Genomic DNA, 17,863 nt, shown 5'->3' with positions numbered 1-17,863 from the left:
TTAGAGCTGAAAGATAAATGCGACATTTTGCGCTCCCTGCCATTCAGCCGGCCAGTTTATCACTTTTTCACAGTCAATGACCAAAAATTGACAGCCACTTATCCCCTTTTCCCGCCTTCCCTCAGGGCGACCAATCGCTGCGCCGTCTGTTCGAACTCACAGCGCTCCCCGGTAAGGGGATCGACGTAGCGACAGTAGCGTAAATAGGCCGCCGCGAACACCTGTGCCAGGGGGCGCTTCAACCCGCGCCGCGGACAGTTCAGCGCATCCCGGGTAAGCCCCCAGCCGGCATAGAACGGCATCCCGAAGCAGTGCACTATTTTACCCGCCATCAACGCTTCAAAACCCATCTGGCTGGTCACTACATACACCTCATCGACCAGGTCGAGGGCTGCCCAGGGCGATATATCGGCATCCAGCAGCAGGCAATCCCGCCGCTGGGCCAGCTCGGCCAGGTAGCCCTGCTTCTTTCCCGCCAGCACATCGGGATGCACCTTGACCAGAATCTGTGCCTCGGGGTGATTGGCGATGGCGCTGTCCAGCATATTGGCAAAGCTCGCCCCATCCGCCAGGCCGCAGGCAACCGATGGATCGGCGAAGGTCTGGTCCACCACCAGCACCGCCGCCCTGCCCTGCAAACGGGGATCGCGATAGTGATCCGCGGCATTGTTGTATTTGGACAGGCGCCGGGTGCGCATCAGCTCGATGCCCCGCGCCGCCCGGGCCAGCTCTGCCTCGTCAAAATCCCCATTGATAATCAGCGATTCCAGGTCACTGGGGCCTGTGGCGTCGTAATAAATGCCACTGTAATCCACCGCCAGGCTGTGTGGGGCAGCACCCTCAACCCCCAGCCCCACCGAGCGCAGGAATCCGTCTTCAATGGAAATATACGGCAACCCCCGGTCGCGGGCGAAACGGCGCGCCCGCGCCGCGGTGGGCTTGCGCCCCCAGCCCATAATGTGAGTCAGGTCACGCTGGCGCCCCAGCCAACGGACCCTGCGGCAGGGGGCTTCGAGCAGTTGCTGCAGATGCGGCAGGCGGCCGATACCTGAGGAAAAGTAACCGATCATCTTGACCGCCTCTCGGCCCGGCTGTGGCCCTGCGTTCACAGCGCTGCCCTCGCCTGTTGCAGCAGCGACTGGCGCAGCGCCTCGTCGTTACTCAACTGGAGAATCGCGTCCGCCCAGGCCTCCACCTGCATCGGCACCAGCAAGCCGTTATGCAGATGCTCGACTCGCCCTCGATAGACCGCGTGATCGGCGTAGATACCTGCCGCCCCGGCCTGGGTGATGTCAAAAAACTTGGTCGGTGCCCGGGAGCGGTTAAAGGCCTGGTCCAGCAGCGGGGCCAGGCCAATGGTGCGGCCACTGCGACTGATAAACGCCCGGTACGCCGGCCAGCGCATGGGATGCACTACGTGTACCCGCGGCAGGCCGGCAAAGATGGCCCGCACTTTCTGGTCGCCAATAATTTCAAAGCACAGTTGCGGGTCGCGGGCCAATACCGACTCGATCACCGGGTACAGCCAGCGTATTTCCGCACTGTGGGAGGCTGAACCGTGATAAAATACCGTCTTTACCGGCGGAACTGCGGCATAAGGCGAACCGGGTTGCACCACCTCGGGCTGCCAGGCGGTGTATTTTTGCGCCAGCCAGTCGGTGGACACCCACAACTCAGCGCCCATGTTGCGCAGCCACTGCCGGTGACGCCAGGCCAGGTTATACAGCTTCCAGCGATAGCGCAGTGGCAAACCCGCGTGGGCACGCAGGTCAAACAGATCGTCGTCCATAAAGTACACCAGACGCTCAACCTGGTCGCGACGCGCCTCCACCAGCCGCCGCCAGGCCGGGGTCAGGTAGCGCACAAACACCAGGCTGGCTGGCAGCGGCGCTGTCGATGCTGGCGGGCACTGGCGCAAGCGCTGGCTCTGGAACTCCAGTCCCAGGCGCTGCAGTTGCGGCCGCACAAAAAAATGACTGGAAGAGTTGTCATTTTCTTCGATAACCCACGCGGCCTCACTCATAAGCGTCACCGGTCATTTAGCGCAGGGAAAAATCTTCGAAGGCCAGGGTCAGGTTGGGGTTGTAGGCTGGATCGCTATCCAGCTCACTGCCCCAGGTTTTGCGCATATAACGGATCTCGTCCTGGAAGCGCTGCTGTTTTTCCGGGCTGTTGTCTTCGCCGCGGGAGACCGATTCGTGGTGGTAGAGCTCGGCATAGGGAGTCCACAGGTTGCGGTAACCGGCGGCACGTACCTTGAGGCACAGGTCCACATCGTTGAAGGCAACTTTGAGGTCCTTTTCGTTCAACCCGCCCACTTGCTCAAACACCGACTTTCGCACCAGCAGGCAAGCCGCGGTTACCGCCGAGTAACTCTGCACCAATTGCAGCCTGGAAAAATAGCCGTAATCGTCCCGCGGCCGGTATTTGTGGGCATGGCCCGCCACACCGCCAATACCAAGAATTACCCCGCCGTGCTGAATGGTGTCATTGGGGTAGTACAATTTGGCCCCGACACAGCCCACCGCGGGGCGACAGGCATGGCGAACCAACTCGGTCAGCCAACCGGCGTTGATGGGCTCGATATCGTTGTTCACCAGGCCGATAATCCCACCCCGCGCCACGCTCACCCCGAAATTGTTGATGGCAGAATAATTAAACGGGTGATCCCAGTGTTCGACGCGCACACGGCTGTCGCGCTGGCGCACCTCTTCCATGTAGGCAAGCGTCTCCGCACAGCGGCTCTGGTTATCGAGAATAATCAGTTCGAAGTTGCGGTATTCTGTACGCTCGAGAATAGCATCGACACAGGGCTGCAGAATTTCACAGCGATCCCGGGTAGGCACCAGCAAACTGACCAGTGGCGCCGGCTCAGGCAGCGGCCAAATAACCCGGTAACTGTTTGGCACCATGCCCATCTCCGCCGTCGCACCACTAGCCTGCTGATCCAGGTAATCCTGCACCGCTCGCAGCCCCGCATCAGCAGTGTAGTCCTTCTCGCCACTGGCCAACGCGGTAGAACCGGCAACCGCACGCCAGTGATAGAGAATCCGGGGAATGTGGGCAACCTGTTGTCGATCCAGGCCGGCGCTGAAACGCAATACCAGGTCATGGTCCTGGCTGCCCTCGTAACCGCGGCGAAAGCCGCCTATCTGCTGCAAGCGGCGGGTCTGGTATACACCGAGATGAGAGATATAGTTTTGCGACAACAAGCGGTCCGGGTCCCAACCCGACTTGAAATGCGGATCGTACCGGCGCCCCTGGCGATCCAGCTTGTCTTCATCGCTGTACAGCAACAGGGCTTGAGGATTGTCATTGAGCGCCTCAGCGACGTAATACAACGCGTGCCTGGCGAGCTCATCGTCGTGATCCAGCAGCGCGCAATATTCGCCACGAGCCAGCTCCAGGGCAGAATTACTGGCCGCGCAAATATGGCCGTTCTCTTCCCGCCAGACCACGTCGATGCGCTCGTCCAGCTGTGCCAGCCGCTGCAGGGCCGCGCGGGATTGCCGATCGGTTGAGGCGTCGTCGGCGATACACAATTGCCAGTTCGGGTAACTCTGCGCTAACACCGATTGCACACAGGCCTCCAGCAGCTGGGGCTCGGTGTTGTATACCGGTAACAGTATCGAAATCAACGGCCGCCGCCCCAACTCGCCCAGTCGCTCCGGCACTTCTGCATCCAGCTGCAGATCCGCGTTTTCAATTTCACTCAACCATTGCCGGTAGCTGTTTTCGGGCAGGAAGTAAAGAAAGGTATCCTCGTAACTGCGCAGCGCCCAGCTCCGCCAGTGCACTCCTTGCGCCGCCGCACACTCCTTCAAGCGCTTAAATACAAGCTCCGTCGGCAAATCACGATAGTCCGGGTGCACGTATGCCAGCCGGCGCAGCAACCGACTGAGCGCAAAGCTCGGCGTCAACCACACCAGGCGACAGGTTTTGAGAGTAAACTGCCCTGTCGACTCCAGCGGATCGAGGCGCAGCGCCCGGGCTTTCACCGGCAGATAGACCAGCCGTTTACACAGGGCACCCTGTTTCAGGGGTAAATCGATACGCGAATCAGCGCTAAAATCATTGCCGTAGTCGATGTAGAGGGATGCCGTGCCGGCAGGTTGATCGTGGCTCACCGCAACTTCCAGCATGTACCAGCCGGGCCACCAGAATCTGGTATCGATCTTGAATTGCGGGTCTTCGTCAAGCGACTGCCAGGCAAACGCATTGGCGTCGTCCCTCCGAGCCTCCAGCTTGCGCAGGCCACGCAGCGGAACGCAGGCAGGGTTACGAATCAACCGGAGTAATAGCAACAAATACTCTAACATTAACCTAATACCAACATTTATTTTTCAGGTGGCAGGTGTGGCGCCGAAGCCGGAGGGGCTTCAACAATCTCCCAGAGACCCTGCTCCCCCAACTATAGTTTGGCATCATTTACAGTCACTTGACCGAGCACTTGCCCTGTCTCGGCTACCTCACATCGAATCTCATCACCGGATTCAGCCTGGTAATCCACATGAAAACCAACGTAGCCATTTCTTGGCGGCCCGTAGCGCAACTGCCCCGGCCGCAAACTGCTGGCGACGGCTTGCCCACACAGCTGGTCGTTTTTATACACTAACACATCGACCGCAGCATCGGACTGCGCCCACCAGGCCCAACCTGTAACACTTTTAGGGCTTGATTGCGTGATCGCCCCGTGTGCAAAGGGTAAATTTTTGCGAAAAAACTCATGCCGCAGATTAAATAATTTCCTGGCTCGCTGGTAATACTGAATATCAGGTTTGTTCAGCTTCCTGATTTCCACTTCCTGCTTTTTGGTCAACTCATAAGAAAAGGATTTTTCTTCACTGCCAGTATTCAACCGAAGCCCGGGAATATCGGCCTTATAGGCGTGATTGATGATTTCCAAACTTTCGTTGTATTGCTCCGTAATTCCTACTACTCCCAGCAGCGGCAGAGATATATTGCTCAGGATTCGGCGCTGCCTATTGATAAATTGCGGCTTTCTGTAAAACGACTCAAGGGGACCGGGATAATTATTGTTGCGCACGAAATGCCAGTATTCCGATACAACTCTCTCGACCGGGTCGCGTAAGAATGTAACGGTATTTCTGGCGCCAACCCCATGAATATACTTGTGCACATTGACGTGACCGGAAAGTAAATTAGAACTGCTTGCCATTAATTGCTGGTAAAAGCCCAGGCAATCATTACTCTCGTAAATAAAGTCCTTGACCAGTGACGAGGTTTCAGCGGAGTTAACTGAATAGTCATAGCAGATGTTTCCACCACCAAAATATGACTCTGCCCCCTTGCGAAAACTGGTGCCCGCAGTTTTGGGAATATGGACAAAAAATATTGGATGATCTGACTTCATTTACACATCTTCTTCAACATAACAAAAACAAGCGCCCTGGCCAGCCATCAACAATCAGCCCGTACGAAGAGCGCGTCTTTGGCTGCGACCTTGGGCCTGACAGATCTCCCATCGACCTCAACCTCGGCACCGCTGGCCAGTGGCCGCAGCCGACACCCCGGGTAGGCGTTGTCCAGGGTTACCGCTTGGGTACTGTCCGCCGGATTGGCAACCAAAAAACCGTGTTCAAACTGTTGGCTCACCACATCCGGACTGGCATGCACAGTGGCACGCCGGAGATAAACATCCCCCTCCCCCTCCGCTCGCAGGGTCACGCTGCAGCCTTTCGACCATTTAACGTCGCTAAAATAGAAGCGCGAGGAGAAGGTTTCGCCGCCCAGCCAACTCATTATAGATTGGGTCGAATTACAGGCACTGCTCAATTCTACCTCTAACAAGCGCGGCCGCTGCCCTGAATTCGTATTGATCGGCGCATTAGAGGCGGCCAACGCAATTACCAGGTCGCTGCCGCTAAACGCCGGAATCGCCAGTTCCACTTCTACCCTGGCGCTACCAGCCTTTGTCCGCCCCATACGCAGCACCTGCTCGCGGCTGTCATAGCCCAGCCGGCCGTTCAGGCGCCACTGCCCGGCGCTGCCAACCACATCCTCGCCCCACAAATTGGGCGTCTGCGTGGCAGTGTAGACGGGCTCGGCCAGGGGCTTACCCAGCCAGCTGGAATAGACGCCGCGGCCGCCACTCAATTCCGGCCACTTGTGGAAAGGCAACCCGGCGTTGCGATTAGACGGAACGATAGCCGAACCCGTAAGAATGGCGCCAGCGATCATCAGGCGCTGCAAATTGGCAGAGATTTCTACCTTGCGCAGCTGCTTGTCATACAACTCCCCTATGCGCACATAACTGAAGCGGGGCTGGCGGGCAAATTGAGCCCAGTATGCGTGGCGATTCAAGCCGCCGGACCAGTCCTCGAGTTGCAGATCGTAGTGATGGGGCCAACCCTCACTTTCAATGCCATTCAAGTCGGCGACAGAGCGCTGGTGATTGGTCCTGTGGCCATCTGCCAGGACCAGCTTGCCATCCCCCAGCGCCGCCCGGACCCGTCTTAGGAACTCTGCCACCCCGGGACCGTATGCCGACCTGACCCTGGCATCCAACTGGTCAATGGTGCCGTCACCATTGAAATCGATGTCGGTGGGTCGCCCCCTGCCGGGATTGCCCGGGTTTTCTACCATGACATCGAATTCCAGGCCATCGAAAGCCCGCAACACCCCGTCGCTGGCAAACCAGGCGCCAATTTCATCCGCTAGCACCTGCGCCACCGGCTGAACTCCGGCCAGGGTCGCGCTCTGCAATGAATAATTGTAGAGCCAATCCATCTGCGCCGACTTTGGCCGCCAGGGACCGGAAGTCACCAGCGGCGCAATATAATAGCCGTCAAAATGCCGTGCGCTGGTCCCGTATTGCCCCCTTTCAATTAGCAACTCACCGGTTTTGGCATTGACTGAACGCAAGCGGGCATACTCGAAGTGTTGCCAATCCGGCTTGCCCGCGGGCGTCAGGGCAGTGATCACCAGATCGTCGCGGCCTCGTCCTCCGCGCCCGGTGCTGGCCTGGAAGATGCGCGCCTGTGCGCGGCCGGATTTGCCCAGGCGAATACTGCTCGCCGCCGGCTCCAGCCTGGAATTGCTAGTGACCCCGGCATAGGTCAAAAAATGCAACGGCGACAGGCGCGGGTTGGTCAACTGGGGAAAGCGGGATTTACCGTTGATATGCAATAACGCCAGCTTGTCCGGGTAAGTGGCCTTGTACAGCTCGACCTTGCTGATAACCTTGTCCGGGAAATCGAAAGTGAAGTCATCCAAAGCGCTGACAATCATGCCGTCGAGATACTGCCAGCGCTTGACCCAATGGGCATCGGCGCTCGGCACGCTGCTGGATCCCGGAGCAACATAACGAAAATACAGAGCCTTGGGGAAACGGCCATCGAATACGGCCAGATTATCCAGGCCAGCGTCTACCCCTGCAGGTTGCTGCGGGCTAGATACAGGTGCCTGAACATCGGCCAGGCCGGGAGAACTGGCGACCGTGAGGCCAAAAGACAGTGCCCAGACAATGATCAACGGCAGGTTGCGCAAGATTCTCAGATATCCACCAGCATTTAAATAGCCTGTACCAGTCATGGCGGGCTTTGGGGATATGCCTGACCCGCAAATCGACGGATTATACGGCACCGGTCAGGCAGTGCAACCCGGGGCTGTTTGGCAGCACGTGACCCGGGTCACAGCCGCTGACAAACCCAACAGACCGGTGGACAATCAACCACCCGCAAGCCCCAATGATCACCAAACCAAAGCACTGCAGGTAGCCAACCCGATCCAGCCGGTCACGCCTTCTTTAGTTAGTGTAGAAAGTTTGATTGGTGTTAAAATTGTCAGTTTCCAGGGCTCTAGCCTGATCCACAAGGCATTGGCTCTGCAAATCTACGCCATGAAATCCACGCTATGTTAAAACACAAGTAGCCAGTTGAAGAGCAGCCAGCAACTTGATTGTGGAATGTGTGAAAAGTGTAAATGGCCCAAGCAGCTTGCCAGTGACTGCTGAGATAGCAATCCGTCAGTTAACCAAGCTTTATATGCATCAACAGGTTTTCCAGGTAAAGAATGAAAGTTGCCATAGTATCAATCATGAAAAACGAGTCGAACTACATCCTGGAGTGGCTCGCATACCATCGCTCTGTAATCGGCATCAGCAACTTTATCATTGCCGATAATGTCAGTGATGACGGCGGCAGCGAATTACTGGAGGCACTGGATCAAGCCGGCCTGATCAAGCGATTTTTTCACCCCAGGGTCAACGCTGAGGTTGGCGTACAACACACCGCTTATGAGCGTGCCATTCGCGAGTACGGCAGTGCTTATGACTATTTTCTCTTCCTCGATGCCGATGAATTCCTGGTCAATGAAACCGGCATCAAGCTTATGGATTTTCTGGCTAAAACCGAAAGCTGCAAGGATTTCTCGGCGCTGGCCTTAAACTGGCGCATCTTTGGCTCATCTGGCCGAAAAGTTTCCGGCGATGGACTGGTAATTGAGAGATTTACTCGCTGCTCAAAGCCGGAAGAGCCTCGCAACTGCCACATTAAAACACTGGCTCGCATTAAAGATATTGATAAAGTCAGCATTCATCATAACGAGTTAGTCAACGGCGTCTACTACAATGAAAACCTCGAACCGGCAAGGTTCGCTACAGTCATGCTGGACAGGGAAGATAATATTGCTGATGGACCATCCCCGTTTACCGTCGAGATCAATAACGCAAAACTTTACATCGCTCACTTTGTAATCAAATCCAGGCAAGAGCACTTTGAAAAGAAGTTCAAGCGGGGTTCGGCAGCGGGGTCACTATTACGAGAAAAGGGTGAAGGCTATTTCAGGAGCCATGACTTGTGCCATCATTCATGCTTGGATTTGTCCAAACATTCAACCCTGGTACGCCAGGAGATTGCCAGCCTTGTCAAAACTCTTGGCGAACAGACTCATTATTTTGCCTATATTCAATCTGCATTTAACGAGGCCAACAACCATTTTGTCGGGTGGGTGACATCCGATTCGTCAGCGCCGATAAAATTGCTGCTTAAATACGATAACAATGAGTTGGAACTTGAATTAAATGTTGAACGTCCGGACCTCATCCGCAAAGAAATAACCAATCAAATCAAGTCTGGCTTTAAGCTGCCTCCGCCTGCAGTTAAAGATGAGTCGTCTCTAATACTAAAAATCAAGGGCAATGAGCACCAGGTGTATCCGAGAGCATAGGTCAGGCAGCAATTGTAAAGGCTAAACCTGTCTTTGCCTTACGGTAAGACCGCGGCTGCACCCTGATGGGCTCACTTTGACTACCATCAACTAACCACGGCTATGAAAACTCCTCGCCGGTGCATTCAAAACTCCGTTTCTAACCGTCGAACGATCCCCGGCTCCAGCGAAACCGCAGCCGGGGCATCTCAACCGATTAATACCAGGCCGCAGGCCAGGTGACGCGGAACAACAGCTGGGCATGGTTGGCGCCGTTCTTGATTTCCAGCACCCCGCTGCCGCTCTCGGCTGAGTAGAGTCCCACCTCGGGGATATTGTCACCGTTCATATCACTGAGCTGCACCAGGGTCGCCTTGGTGGCGTCCATGGAAGGCCAGCTGAAGGTGCGCAGGATAGTGCCAGTGGCACTGTCTATTACCGGCAACTGGGCGTAACCGGCGTTAAAGTGGTTGCCTAGCAGGGCGTAATCTTGCAGCTGGTCGAGAGAGAGATCGTCGAGAATATAGACAACCCCATCCACCCAGGTGGTATTCCAGCCCACCGACTCCAGGGTCTGCTGGCTGCTGCCCTTTTTGACAATGATCTGGGTGCGGCCATTGTCACTGCGCACGCCCACCATACCCAGCTCAGCCCGACCATCGCCATCGCGATCCGGCACTCGCATATAACTCGGATTGGTTAACACGGCCGGCCAACCGTAATTGCGCACCCCCTGGGAGCGATTGGTGCCGTTCTTGACGATCATCTGGGCCCGACTGTCATCCCTGCGAATACCGGCCAGGGCCACTTCCTCGACCTGGTCGCTATTGAGGTCATCCAGGCGCACATAGCGCGGCTCATCCCAGTTATCACCCCAGTTGTAGACATCGTGTTTGATATCCGGGTCCAAACCGTCCTTGATCACCAGCTGGTTGCGATTGTTGCCGACCCGCTGGCCAAAGATAGCCACTTCGTCGATACCATCGGCGTTAACGTCCGGAGTCTGGACAAAACTGACATTATTCCAGTTGGCGGGCCAGCTGGTGGTAGGCAGCTGCAGATCCGGATCGACCCCGTTGCGCACCACCAGTTTCGCTTGCTGGCTGTTGATATCAAAGCCGAATATGGCCAACTCCGTGACCCCGTCTCCGCTGGAATCGTCCAGCTCCACCATACGCACCTTGCTCCAGTTGGCGGGCCAACTGAATGTATCCACCACCACCGCGGCATTGGTACCGTCCTTGATGGTCAGCTGGGGTCGCAAGTCGGCTTTGGCGAGGCCGAAAATAGCCACTTCGGCGATGCCATCACCGTTGCGGTCGGACACCTGCACAAACTCGGGGTTGTACCAGTCATCCTCCCAGGTATAGGTGCGCACTGTGGCACCGGTGGCCGGGTCGGTCACCACCAGTTGCGGCTTGTTGTTGTTATTGCGCAGGCCAAACTGGCCCACCTCTTCCACCCCGTCACCGTTCATGTCCCAGAGTTTGTGCAGGGAGATATAGGCACTGTTGAGAGTCAAAAAGCTCAGTTCATCCAGCGGGTCAGTAGACAACAGCGCTTCCTGGATATCGCTCCAGCCATCGTTGTCGTCGTCCGGATCACCGGCATCGCAAATGCCATCGCTTTCGTTATCGGGGCCGTCGTTGGCAGTATCGGGCATACCGGCGACACTACAATCGTCACAGGAATCCCCATCGAGATCCTGGCAGACAAACGGGTCATTATCGTCCAGGTCATCTTCGGCAGCTACCGTATCCCCGTCCTCATCATCGGGAAAATCACAGGCGTCGCCGATACCGTTGTTGTCAGTATCCTCCTGGCCGGGGTTACTCACCGTGGGGCAATTGTCGGTGGGCGACGGGTCGATAAAGGTTTGAAAAGCGAAATCGCCGATATCTTGCCAGTTACTGCCACTGGTGGACAGGTAACCAATGCCGCCGGCATAGCCTTCACTTGAGGTTATCCAGCGACATTCCCCATCGGCCTCCAGTACCAGCGCGTAGCTGCTGCCGCTGCTTAAACCTGCGGCGCTTAGCGAGTACTCCACCACCCCGGAATTGGTGGTGGGCACACCGACACCGCCGGTGAACGTCGCGCTGCCGAGGACGGAGCTGCCGGGCTCGCCGCTCACCACATTGCGGATTTCCAGCTCCAGGTCACCGCTGGGGCAATACACCGGCAGATCGAGGCGCTGTAAATCACCTTCAATGGCGACGCTGAAGGTCTGTGCCATAAAGGCGAAAGCGGGGTTGCCACTGTTTGGACCAACCGCAAACAAACTGGAACCGAGCGGGTTAAGACCGACGCTGGCGTCCACCGCTGCCTCGCTGTATATACCGTCGCCGTCCTGGTCGGCGTCGCAGGCATCACCCTGGCCATCCTCGTCGGTATCCAGCTGGTCACTGTTGGCATCCAGCGGGCAGTTATCGTCGGCCAGGCCGACGTCATCACTGTCGACGTCATAGTAGGCTGCCGCGCCGGCGATATCATCCGCCTGGGGAGTTTCCGTATCGCCCGCTAATGCCTCCATGATGGAGCCCGTGACGAGGGTGTGATCAAGGCCCAAACCGTGTCCCAGTTCGTGCACGGCGACCCGACGGAACTCGGCCACCCCGGTCCAATTGCCGCTGTAAATATCCCACTCGATGGTATTTTTAAAAATGGTGCCGGTCTTGGTGATGGTGGCACCGGAGGTCCAGCGCTGCTGTACCGCCAGGGTGGCACCACCAAATTCGCCGAAACAGGTGGTATCGGCAAACTTAACGCCATTGATCGTATCCGATTCACAGGGGTCACTGTGCCCCTGGTCGGTTACCGCCACATAGCGAAAAGTGGAGCTGTCACTCCAACTCTGCATGGCTTCGATATAGGCGGCGTCCAGCTCCGCGGTGCTGGGGCCGCCGCTGACCACGTTGGGCTGATCGTCTCCGGGTGGATTGGAGGCGCCAATGTCCACCCGCACAACAGCCTCGCCCGTAGCCCATGAAGTGCCCGACAGCACAAAACTGTATGCCGGCCCACTGCCGACCAGCAACACCAGTGAAAACAGCACTGTGAACAGCAATGCAAGCAGCCGCACCGGCGGCAAGAGCACATGCCAGCGAATTTGGACATGCCCGATTAGAATATTCATAACGACACCTAGAGTTCTGGCTCTAGCGCATTGAGACGCTGCCGCAGCGCGTCGCGAAACGCCTTGCGGTCCAGTGCACTATCTAAATCAGCGGGCTGGCCCAATTGCAGCCCGGCGGCCATGCCCTTGCTAAACGGGGCGAAGCGATCGGCCGCAGCACTGGTAGCAGCAGCGCGAGAGCGGCTCATAACCTGCTGCACCGGCGCCCTGCCCCGTGTCACCACCCGCTCTGTACCATCCGCATCTTGCAGCAGCAAAAAATGCCCCTGGGTCCAGCCCACTAGCGGATTAACCATTTGCCTGGTGGTGGATTCGACAAAATAAATGCCTTTTTCGCCCAGCTCGGGGTATTCCATCTCCCCCACCTGCAAGCCCACATCGCCCACCTGACCTCCAGCGAACTGCAATACCAGGGTTGACTCGGCGTGTTCGCCCTTGATGACGTGATTTACCTGAAAGGTGACGTGGGTAAAAATGCCGGTTCGAGTGTTATTCCAACGGGCGTTGCTGGCGATGACTTCGCCCTCAAAAACCAGTTCGGCGTGTTGCAGTAAATAGTCGAGGTCCACCTGCATAACTGTCGAGGCCCTGACGGCCGGATTGAACAGTAGACTACCGAGAAATACGGCAAAGAAAACAGCGAGTTGCATAAACCTGCATACAGGCACTGATCTGGTGGGGCGGGCGCTGGTCATTGTATTTGGCCACTCCTTGCTGCTAGTTGATTATCGCAGAGCTGCCGCTTACTACTCTTGAGCTTACTCCCAATTCATCAATAATTAAACCCGGGGTACCCCAGCAGCGCACAAAATCACTGACTCATCGTCATCGACATCGGCGCGTCGAGAAGCACTCCCGGTTATCCTGCCCTGCCGCCAGCGCGGCAGGGCAGTGCTCAATACCAGGCCGCAGGCCAGGTCACCGTGGACAGCACCTGGGCCTGGTTGGCGCCGTTCTTGATCTGCAGCACGCCGACCCCGCTCTGGGCACTGTACAGGCCCACCTCGGGCACACCGTCGCCGTTCATATCGGCCACTTCTACAAGAGTCGAGCGGGTGGCGTCCATGGAGGGCCAACTGAACGTGCGCAAGACGCCACCAGTGGCACTGTCGTTGACCACCAGCTGGGCGTAGCCCGCCAACACGTGATTACCCAACAGGGCGTAATCCGGCAGTGAATCGGAGGACAGGTCTGCGAGCACATGTACCTCGGTATCGGTCCAGTTGCTGGCCCAACCGGCCGCCTCCAGGGTCTGGCGACTGCTGCCGCGCTTGACGATCACCTGAGTGCGACCGTTGTCGCTGCGCACGCCCACCATACCCAATTCAGCAATGCCGTCGCCGTCGCGATCCGGCACGCTCAAGTACTGACCGCCAGTCAACTCCGCAGGCCAGCCGTAATTGCGCACATTCTGCGAGCGGTCGCTGCCGTCACGCACAATCATCTGCGCCCGACCATCGTCCTTGCGTACGCCTGCCAGTGCCACTTCACCAATACCATCCGCGGTCATGTCATCGAGGATAACCACCTGCTGGTCGTCCCAGTTATTCCCCCAGTTGAACACCTCGTGCAGGATACTCGGATCGACGCCATCCTTGACCACCAGCTGGTTGCGGCCGTTGCCGGCCCGCTGGCCGTAGATCGCCACTTCATCGACGCCGTCGCCGTTGAGATCCGGCGTCTGCAGGAAGCGCACATTGTTCCAGATGGCAGGCCAGCTGGCCGTCGGCAGGGAGACCGCCGGATCAGCGCCGTCACGCACCACCAGTTTGGCCTGGTCACTGCCGTTGGCAAAACCGAAGATCGCCACCTCGGAAATACCGTCACCGGTGGAGTCGTCCAGCTCCTGGAACTGCACATCATACCAGTTGGCCGGCCAGCTGAAGGTATTCACTGCAGCCGCGCTGGCACCATTTTTGACACTCAATTGCGGCCGTTGGTCGGCCTTGGCGAAACCAAACAAAGCCAGCTCATCCACGCCATCACCGGTGCGGTCGGCCAGGCGGACGATCTCGGGGTTATCCCAGTTGTCGTCCCAGGTAAATGCCCTCACGGTCGAGCCCGTGGTGGGGTCAGTAGCGATTAACTGGGGCTTGTTATTGTTGAGACGCAGACCGAACTGGCCCACCTCCTGGACGCCATCGCCGTTCATATCCCACAGCTCGATAAAGGTGAGATTGGACGGCACACTGACTTCGCCCTGGGTGACCGGGATATCGAGAAAATCCGCGATCAGGGGGATGTAATTGCTACCGCTGTATTTGATGCCCAATCCCAGTGCTGCGTAGGCCTCCTCAAAGCCAACATCCTCCATATCGGCGCCACCTTCGGAAAACAGCAGCGCATTGCCGTCGGCACCCAGCTGGAAGAAAATCGACTCCGGCGACTCGCCGCTCAGGGTCTCCTCCACTTCCACAACGCCGCCGGCATTGACCCGATAGCGACAGGCTTGCATGTCGTCTACTTCGCCCTCGATCCAGGCCCAGCCGGCGGCGTCGACTCCCACGTCACCGCTCAGGCCACGACCGGAACCGGAGCTGGCAACATATAAACTGCAGTCACTGAAACCATCGAGCCCCGGGGCTGCACCGCTGAAGTCAAGCACCGCCCGGAAGATGCCATCGCCGTCATAGCCGACGAAGGCAGTATCGGTGTGGTTCCAGAAGTCCAGGTCCATACCGGCAATAAAGAACGCGCCCGCAACTGCGGCATTATCGCCTGCAGTAGGGGTGGCTTTGCTGACACCGAGGACAAATCCAATTTCGTCGGGGCTGGCGTCCGGGTTGCTGCTGGCCAGGTAATTGAAGTCCGGAGTGACGCGCAGCGCCCAGACACCGGGATCGCCCTCGGTGGGAGTCAGGGTCAGCTGCAATTCGCCACTGGCAGCATCAGTGCTGAAGCTGCAAGCGGAGAACGTAACAGGCGCTTCGCTGTGGTACAGGTTGGTGCGATCGTCAAAATCATTGTCGCCATCTTCCAACTGCTCCAGCTTGTGCTCGGTCCAGCTACTGACCACACAGGTACCGTCACCGGTTATGGACAAGTCAAAGGACAACAGCAGGTTGGTTTCCGAGAACTGCGCGTTATCACCCTGCGCAAAGCTCTTGCTCATGGCCGCCACGGCGTAGGTCTTGCCCACCAGATCGTTGTTGCTGAGACCACTGGCTACCTGCACCACCATGCTGACGCCGTATTCGATATCGCCGACACTGGGGTCCCAGTTTTCATCGCGCAGCGGATTGCCGTTGAAATCGTAGTGGCTGACAAACAACATGCCATCGTCGGCGGTCACCATACCCCGTGCGCCTACATCCAGGTAATTACCATCGCGCACTACCGACTGGGAACAGGTACTGCCCTCGTCGCAACTCGGGTTTTGTTCCTGATCGGCAAAGATAAACAGGTCCAGATTGCCGCTCCACCAGGCCATGCCCCGCACAGCGCAGTAAGATACCCAGAAGGGGTCGGGCACAAAGTCACCACTGTTATCGAGGTAGCCGCCGCTGTCTTCGCGACACACCTGTTCCTCGTGGTAGTTGCCGTTAAAAGCGAGATGGGTCCAGAAGCCCAGCGCCCTGAAGGCCGTGCCGGGCTTGTCCTCCGGGTCAGTCATGCTGGTGCCTGCCAGAGCCTCAGCGGCATTGCTGAAGCCATCGCCGTCCTGGTCACGCTGGCCATCGGCGGCGTTCCAGGGGTGTAAAAAGGTAGGATTAGCCAGTTCGATAATATCCGAAATACCGTCGTTATCGTCATCGGGGTCGGTGCTGTTGGGGTCGCCGTCGTCATCGGAATCCTGGCCGCGATAGACGAAGAACTCGTCCTCGTTGCTGAATTCGTCGTCGTCCTGGTTGGCGGATAGATCGCCGGAATACTGCACCCCAACAACGACAATAAGCCCGCTCTCGTCAACCACATCAGTGCCTTCCACTATGACAGTACCGCTCTCCGCCAAGGCGAGCGTCAAGGCCTCATAGTTGTTGGAGATTCTGCCGTCAATGTTCACTTCCTCGACACCGCCGTCGTCTTCGAAAGTTAACACCAGCTCGAAGCCGCCGCTTTGATGGATGCGGAAGCGGCAATCCAGCGCCTCTTCCAACGGGGAGGTGAATTTATTGAGGTCGGAACTGACATCACCACCGGCCTCGGTGCCGGAATCGGCTTTCTCGGTCTCCACCCCACGGTCGCGGAAGGAACACTGGTTAAACCCCGTATGGCCCGCCGCTGCAGCACTGGAAAATTCCAGCACCGCACGGCCGAACTGGTCAAACTCCGGGCTCCAGTTGCTGAGCAGGCCGCTCTCATAATCACTGGCGATGTAATTGAGGAGGAAGGTGCCGGCGGCCGCATCGTTGCGTGTGTCCTGATCGGCATCGAAGGCCGCAACCTGCAGAAACAGGCCCAGGCCCTTGATCTGCCCCTCAGTGCCCTCGCCGCCACCGACAGGTTCTCCAGTGCTGTCGAGAGAGTTGCCAGAGTCAGTAGACACCAGGTAGCGCTGGCTGGCGTCACTGTAAAACTCAAACAACTGAAACTCTCCCTCACCACCCGGGTCGGCGCGAATCTCGATCCGGCCGCTGCTGTCTACAGAATAGGTACAATCAAATCCGGAGGAGTCCTGGATTTGGATAGCCAGCCGATTGCGGTAATCCTGGTCCCCCTCGACAGTGCCGGAGTCGCCATCGAGGTCGGGAATGGTAAACTGGAGAATCTCCGTCCGCTCCAACGCGGATATCACGCAAGCAGAGGTGGAGGTAAATTCAATGGCTGCCAGGCCGCCACTGACGGCCTCTGTGTATTTAGCGTCGTAGCCATCAATACCAACATATTCGCGGGAGCGGAATACGCCGTGGAATGACTTGCCATTCAGGTCCGCCGCTGTGGTCGGATAAAGAGTATCCATTTTGGCGAAGATACCCAGCACACTGGACACCAGGTTTTTGCCACCACTGAGAAAATCATTGACCAACACATTGCTCACCAACAGATCTTCCGACGGCGTGCTGGTAATTACGGCACGGAGACTGGTGTCACTCAAAAAGGTAATGGTGTTGTTTATGTCCGCCTCATAGAGCCCCACTCCCGCCTGCGTCAATGAACTGGTAAAGGCCGGCGCCGAAAATCCCGCTGGGGCCTGGAGCAGGGAGTAACCACCATAATTGCTACCCACCAGGCGCCTGGAGCGATGGGTCGTGCTCTGCAACACCCAGCTGTCGGCCTGCTGGTCGTTATTGGTATCGACAAAGACATAGTCTTCACTCAGTACGCTGGGCGTAATATTGCCGCTGCCGTCGATCACCCACTGGATACCGTACACAGAGCTGGACTCCAGTGCGTGGCCAGCAGCACCACCATTAGCCTGCAGATCGAGCAGGAATTCCACCGAGCTTTGCCCTCGGTAAGTGCCCTGGGGTACCGCGGCGACAGTGGAACTGAGCAACAGTGAAGTGGCCAACAGAGTGGTATTAACGAGCGGAAAGGCGCGAATAGAAGCGCTGACAGGATTCATTATTATTTCTCTCTTCCTTAGCGAAAAAAAATACTGCCACTGCAGAGAGCAAC

At 57.4% G+C, this 17,863-nt stretch carries 10 protein-coding genes; 2 read left to right on the top strand and 8 right to left on the bottom strand.

Annotated elements, in window-relative coordinates:
* Positions 1-98: 98 nt before the first annotated feature.
* From G8764_RS09980 to G8764_RS09960, 5 genes are all read right to left on the bottom strand, one after another.
* On the bottom strand, positions 99-1,109 hold the full coding sequence (locus G8764_RS09980) for a capsular polysaccharide export protein, LipB/KpsS family (RefSeq protein WP_207951803.1): 1,011 nt from the start codon (positions 1,107-1,109) through the stop codon (positions 99-101).
* On the bottom strand, positions 1,106-2,023 hold the full coding sequence (locus G8764_RS09975) for a glycosyltransferase family 4 protein (protein WP_166164475.1): 918 nt from the start codon (positions 2,021-2,023) through the stop codon (positions 1,106-1,108). Before G8764_RS09975 ends, G8764_RS09980 begins: the two co-directional genes overlap by 4 nt.
* A gap of 16 nt (positions 2,024-2,039) precedes the next feature.
* Positions 2,040-4,319 (bottom strand): glycosyltransferase family 2 protein, encoded by a 2,280-nt coding sequence (locus G8764_RS09970; RefSeq protein ID WP_166164474.1) that lies wholly within the window; start codon positions 4,317-4,319, stop codon positions 2,040-2,042.
* A gap of 92 nt (positions 4,320-4,411) precedes the next feature.
* Positions 4,412-5,374: a sulfotransferase family 2 domain-containing protein gene (locus tag G8764_RS09965; protein ID WP_166164473.1), complete on the bottom strand. Its 963-nt coding sequence runs from the start codon at positions 5,372-5,374 to the stop codon at positions 4,412-4,414.
* Positions 5,375-5,421: 47 nt separating this feature from the next.
* Positions 5,422-7,509: a hypothetical protein gene (locus G8764_RS09960; RefSeq protein WP_166164472.1), complete on the bottom strand. Its 2,088-nt coding sequence runs from the start codon at positions 7,507-7,509 to the stop codon at positions 5,422-5,424.
* 61 nt (positions 7,510-7,570) lie between these two features.
* Between G8764_RS09960 and G8764_RS09955 the strand changes: the two genes are divergently transcribed.
* Positions 7,571-7,882 (top strand): hypothetical protein, encoded by a 312-nt coding sequence (locus G8764_RS09955; RefSeq protein WP_166164471.1) that lies wholly within the window; start codon positions 7,571-7,573, stop codon positions 7,880-7,882.
* A 152-nt stretch (positions 7,883-8,034) separates the two neighbouring features.
* Positions 8,035-9,189 carry a glycosyltransferase family 2 protein gene (locus G8764_RS09950; protein WP_166164470.1) on the top strand — a complete coding sequence of 385 codons (1,155 nt, stop codon included), beginning with the start codon at positions 8,035-8,037 and terminating at the stop codon, positions 9,187-9,189.
* A 196-nt stretch (positions 9,190-9,385) separates the two neighbouring features.
* Here G8764_RS09950 and G8764_RS09945 read toward each other — a convergent pair whose 3' ends face one another.
* From G8764_RS09945 to G8764_RS09935, 3 genes are all read right to left on the bottom strand, one after another.
* A complete protein-coding gene (locus G8764_RS09945) occupies positions 9,386-12,304 on the bottom strand; it encodes a matrixin family metalloprotease (RefSeq protein WP_166164469.1) in 2,919 nt (972 codons plus the stop codon).
* An 8-nt stretch (positions 12,305-12,312) separates the two neighbouring features.
* The gene (locus tag G8764_RS09940; protein ID WP_166164468.1) at positions 12,313-12,954 is read right to left on the bottom strand and encodes a hypothetical protein; all 642 of its coding nucleotides are present in this window, start codon (positions 12,952-12,954) and stop codon (positions 12,313-12,315) included.
* 245 nt (positions 12,955-13,199) lie between these two features.
* Entirely contained in the window at positions 13,200-17,810 is a 4,611-nt protein-coding gene (locus G8764_RS09935) for a hypothetical protein (RefSeq protein ID WP_166164467.1), read from the bottom strand.
* Positions 17,811-17,863 lie beyond the last annotated feature (53 nt).

The sequence above is a fragment of the Pseudomaricurvus alcaniphilus genome, assembly GCF_011440395.1.
In the GTDB taxonomy this organism is placed as follows: domain Bacteria; phylum Pseudomonadota; class Gammaproteobacteria; order Pseudomonadales; family Cellvibrionaceae; genus Pseudomaricurvus; species Pseudomaricurvus alcaniphilus.
This window is presented reverse-complemented; position numbering and strand designations above follow the sequence as displayed.

What these genes read in the sequence shown, in the direction of transcription:
- G8764_RS09940 (WP_166164468.1), bottom strand. Translation starts at nt 12,954, where the DNA reads ATGCAACTCGCTGTTTTCTTTGCCGTATTTCTCGGTAGTCTACTGTTC.
- G8764_RS09975 (WP_166164475.1), bottom strand. Translation starts at nt 2,023, where the DNA reads ATGAGTGAGGCCGCGTGGGTTATCGAAGAAAATGACAACTCTTCCAGT.
- G8764_RS09950 (WP_166164470.1), top strand. Translation starts at nt 8,035, where the DNA reads ATGAAAGTTGCCATAGTATCAATCATGAAAAACGAGTCGAACTACATC.
- G8764_RS09970 (WP_166164474.1), bottom strand. Translation starts at nt 4,319, where the DNA reads ATGTTAGAGTATTTGTTGCTATTACTCCGGTTGATTCGTAACCCTGCC.
- G8764_RS09965 (WP_166164473.1), bottom strand. Translation starts at nt 5,374, where the DNA reads ATGAAGTCAGATCATCCAATATTTTTTGTCCATATTCCCAAAACTGCG.
- G8764_RS09945 (WP_166164469.1), bottom strand. Translation starts at nt 12,304, where the DNA reads ATGAATATTCTAATCGGGCATGTCCAAATTCGCTGGCATGTGCTCTTG.
- G8764_RS09955 (WP_166164471.1), top strand. Translation starts at nt 7,571, where the DNA reads ATGCCTGACCCGCAAATCGACGGATTATACGGCACCGGTCAGGCAGTG.
- G8764_RS09935 (WP_166164467.1), bottom strand. Translation starts at nt 17,810, where the DNA reads ATGAATCCTGTCAGCGCTTCTATTCGCGCCTTTCCGCTCGTTAATACC.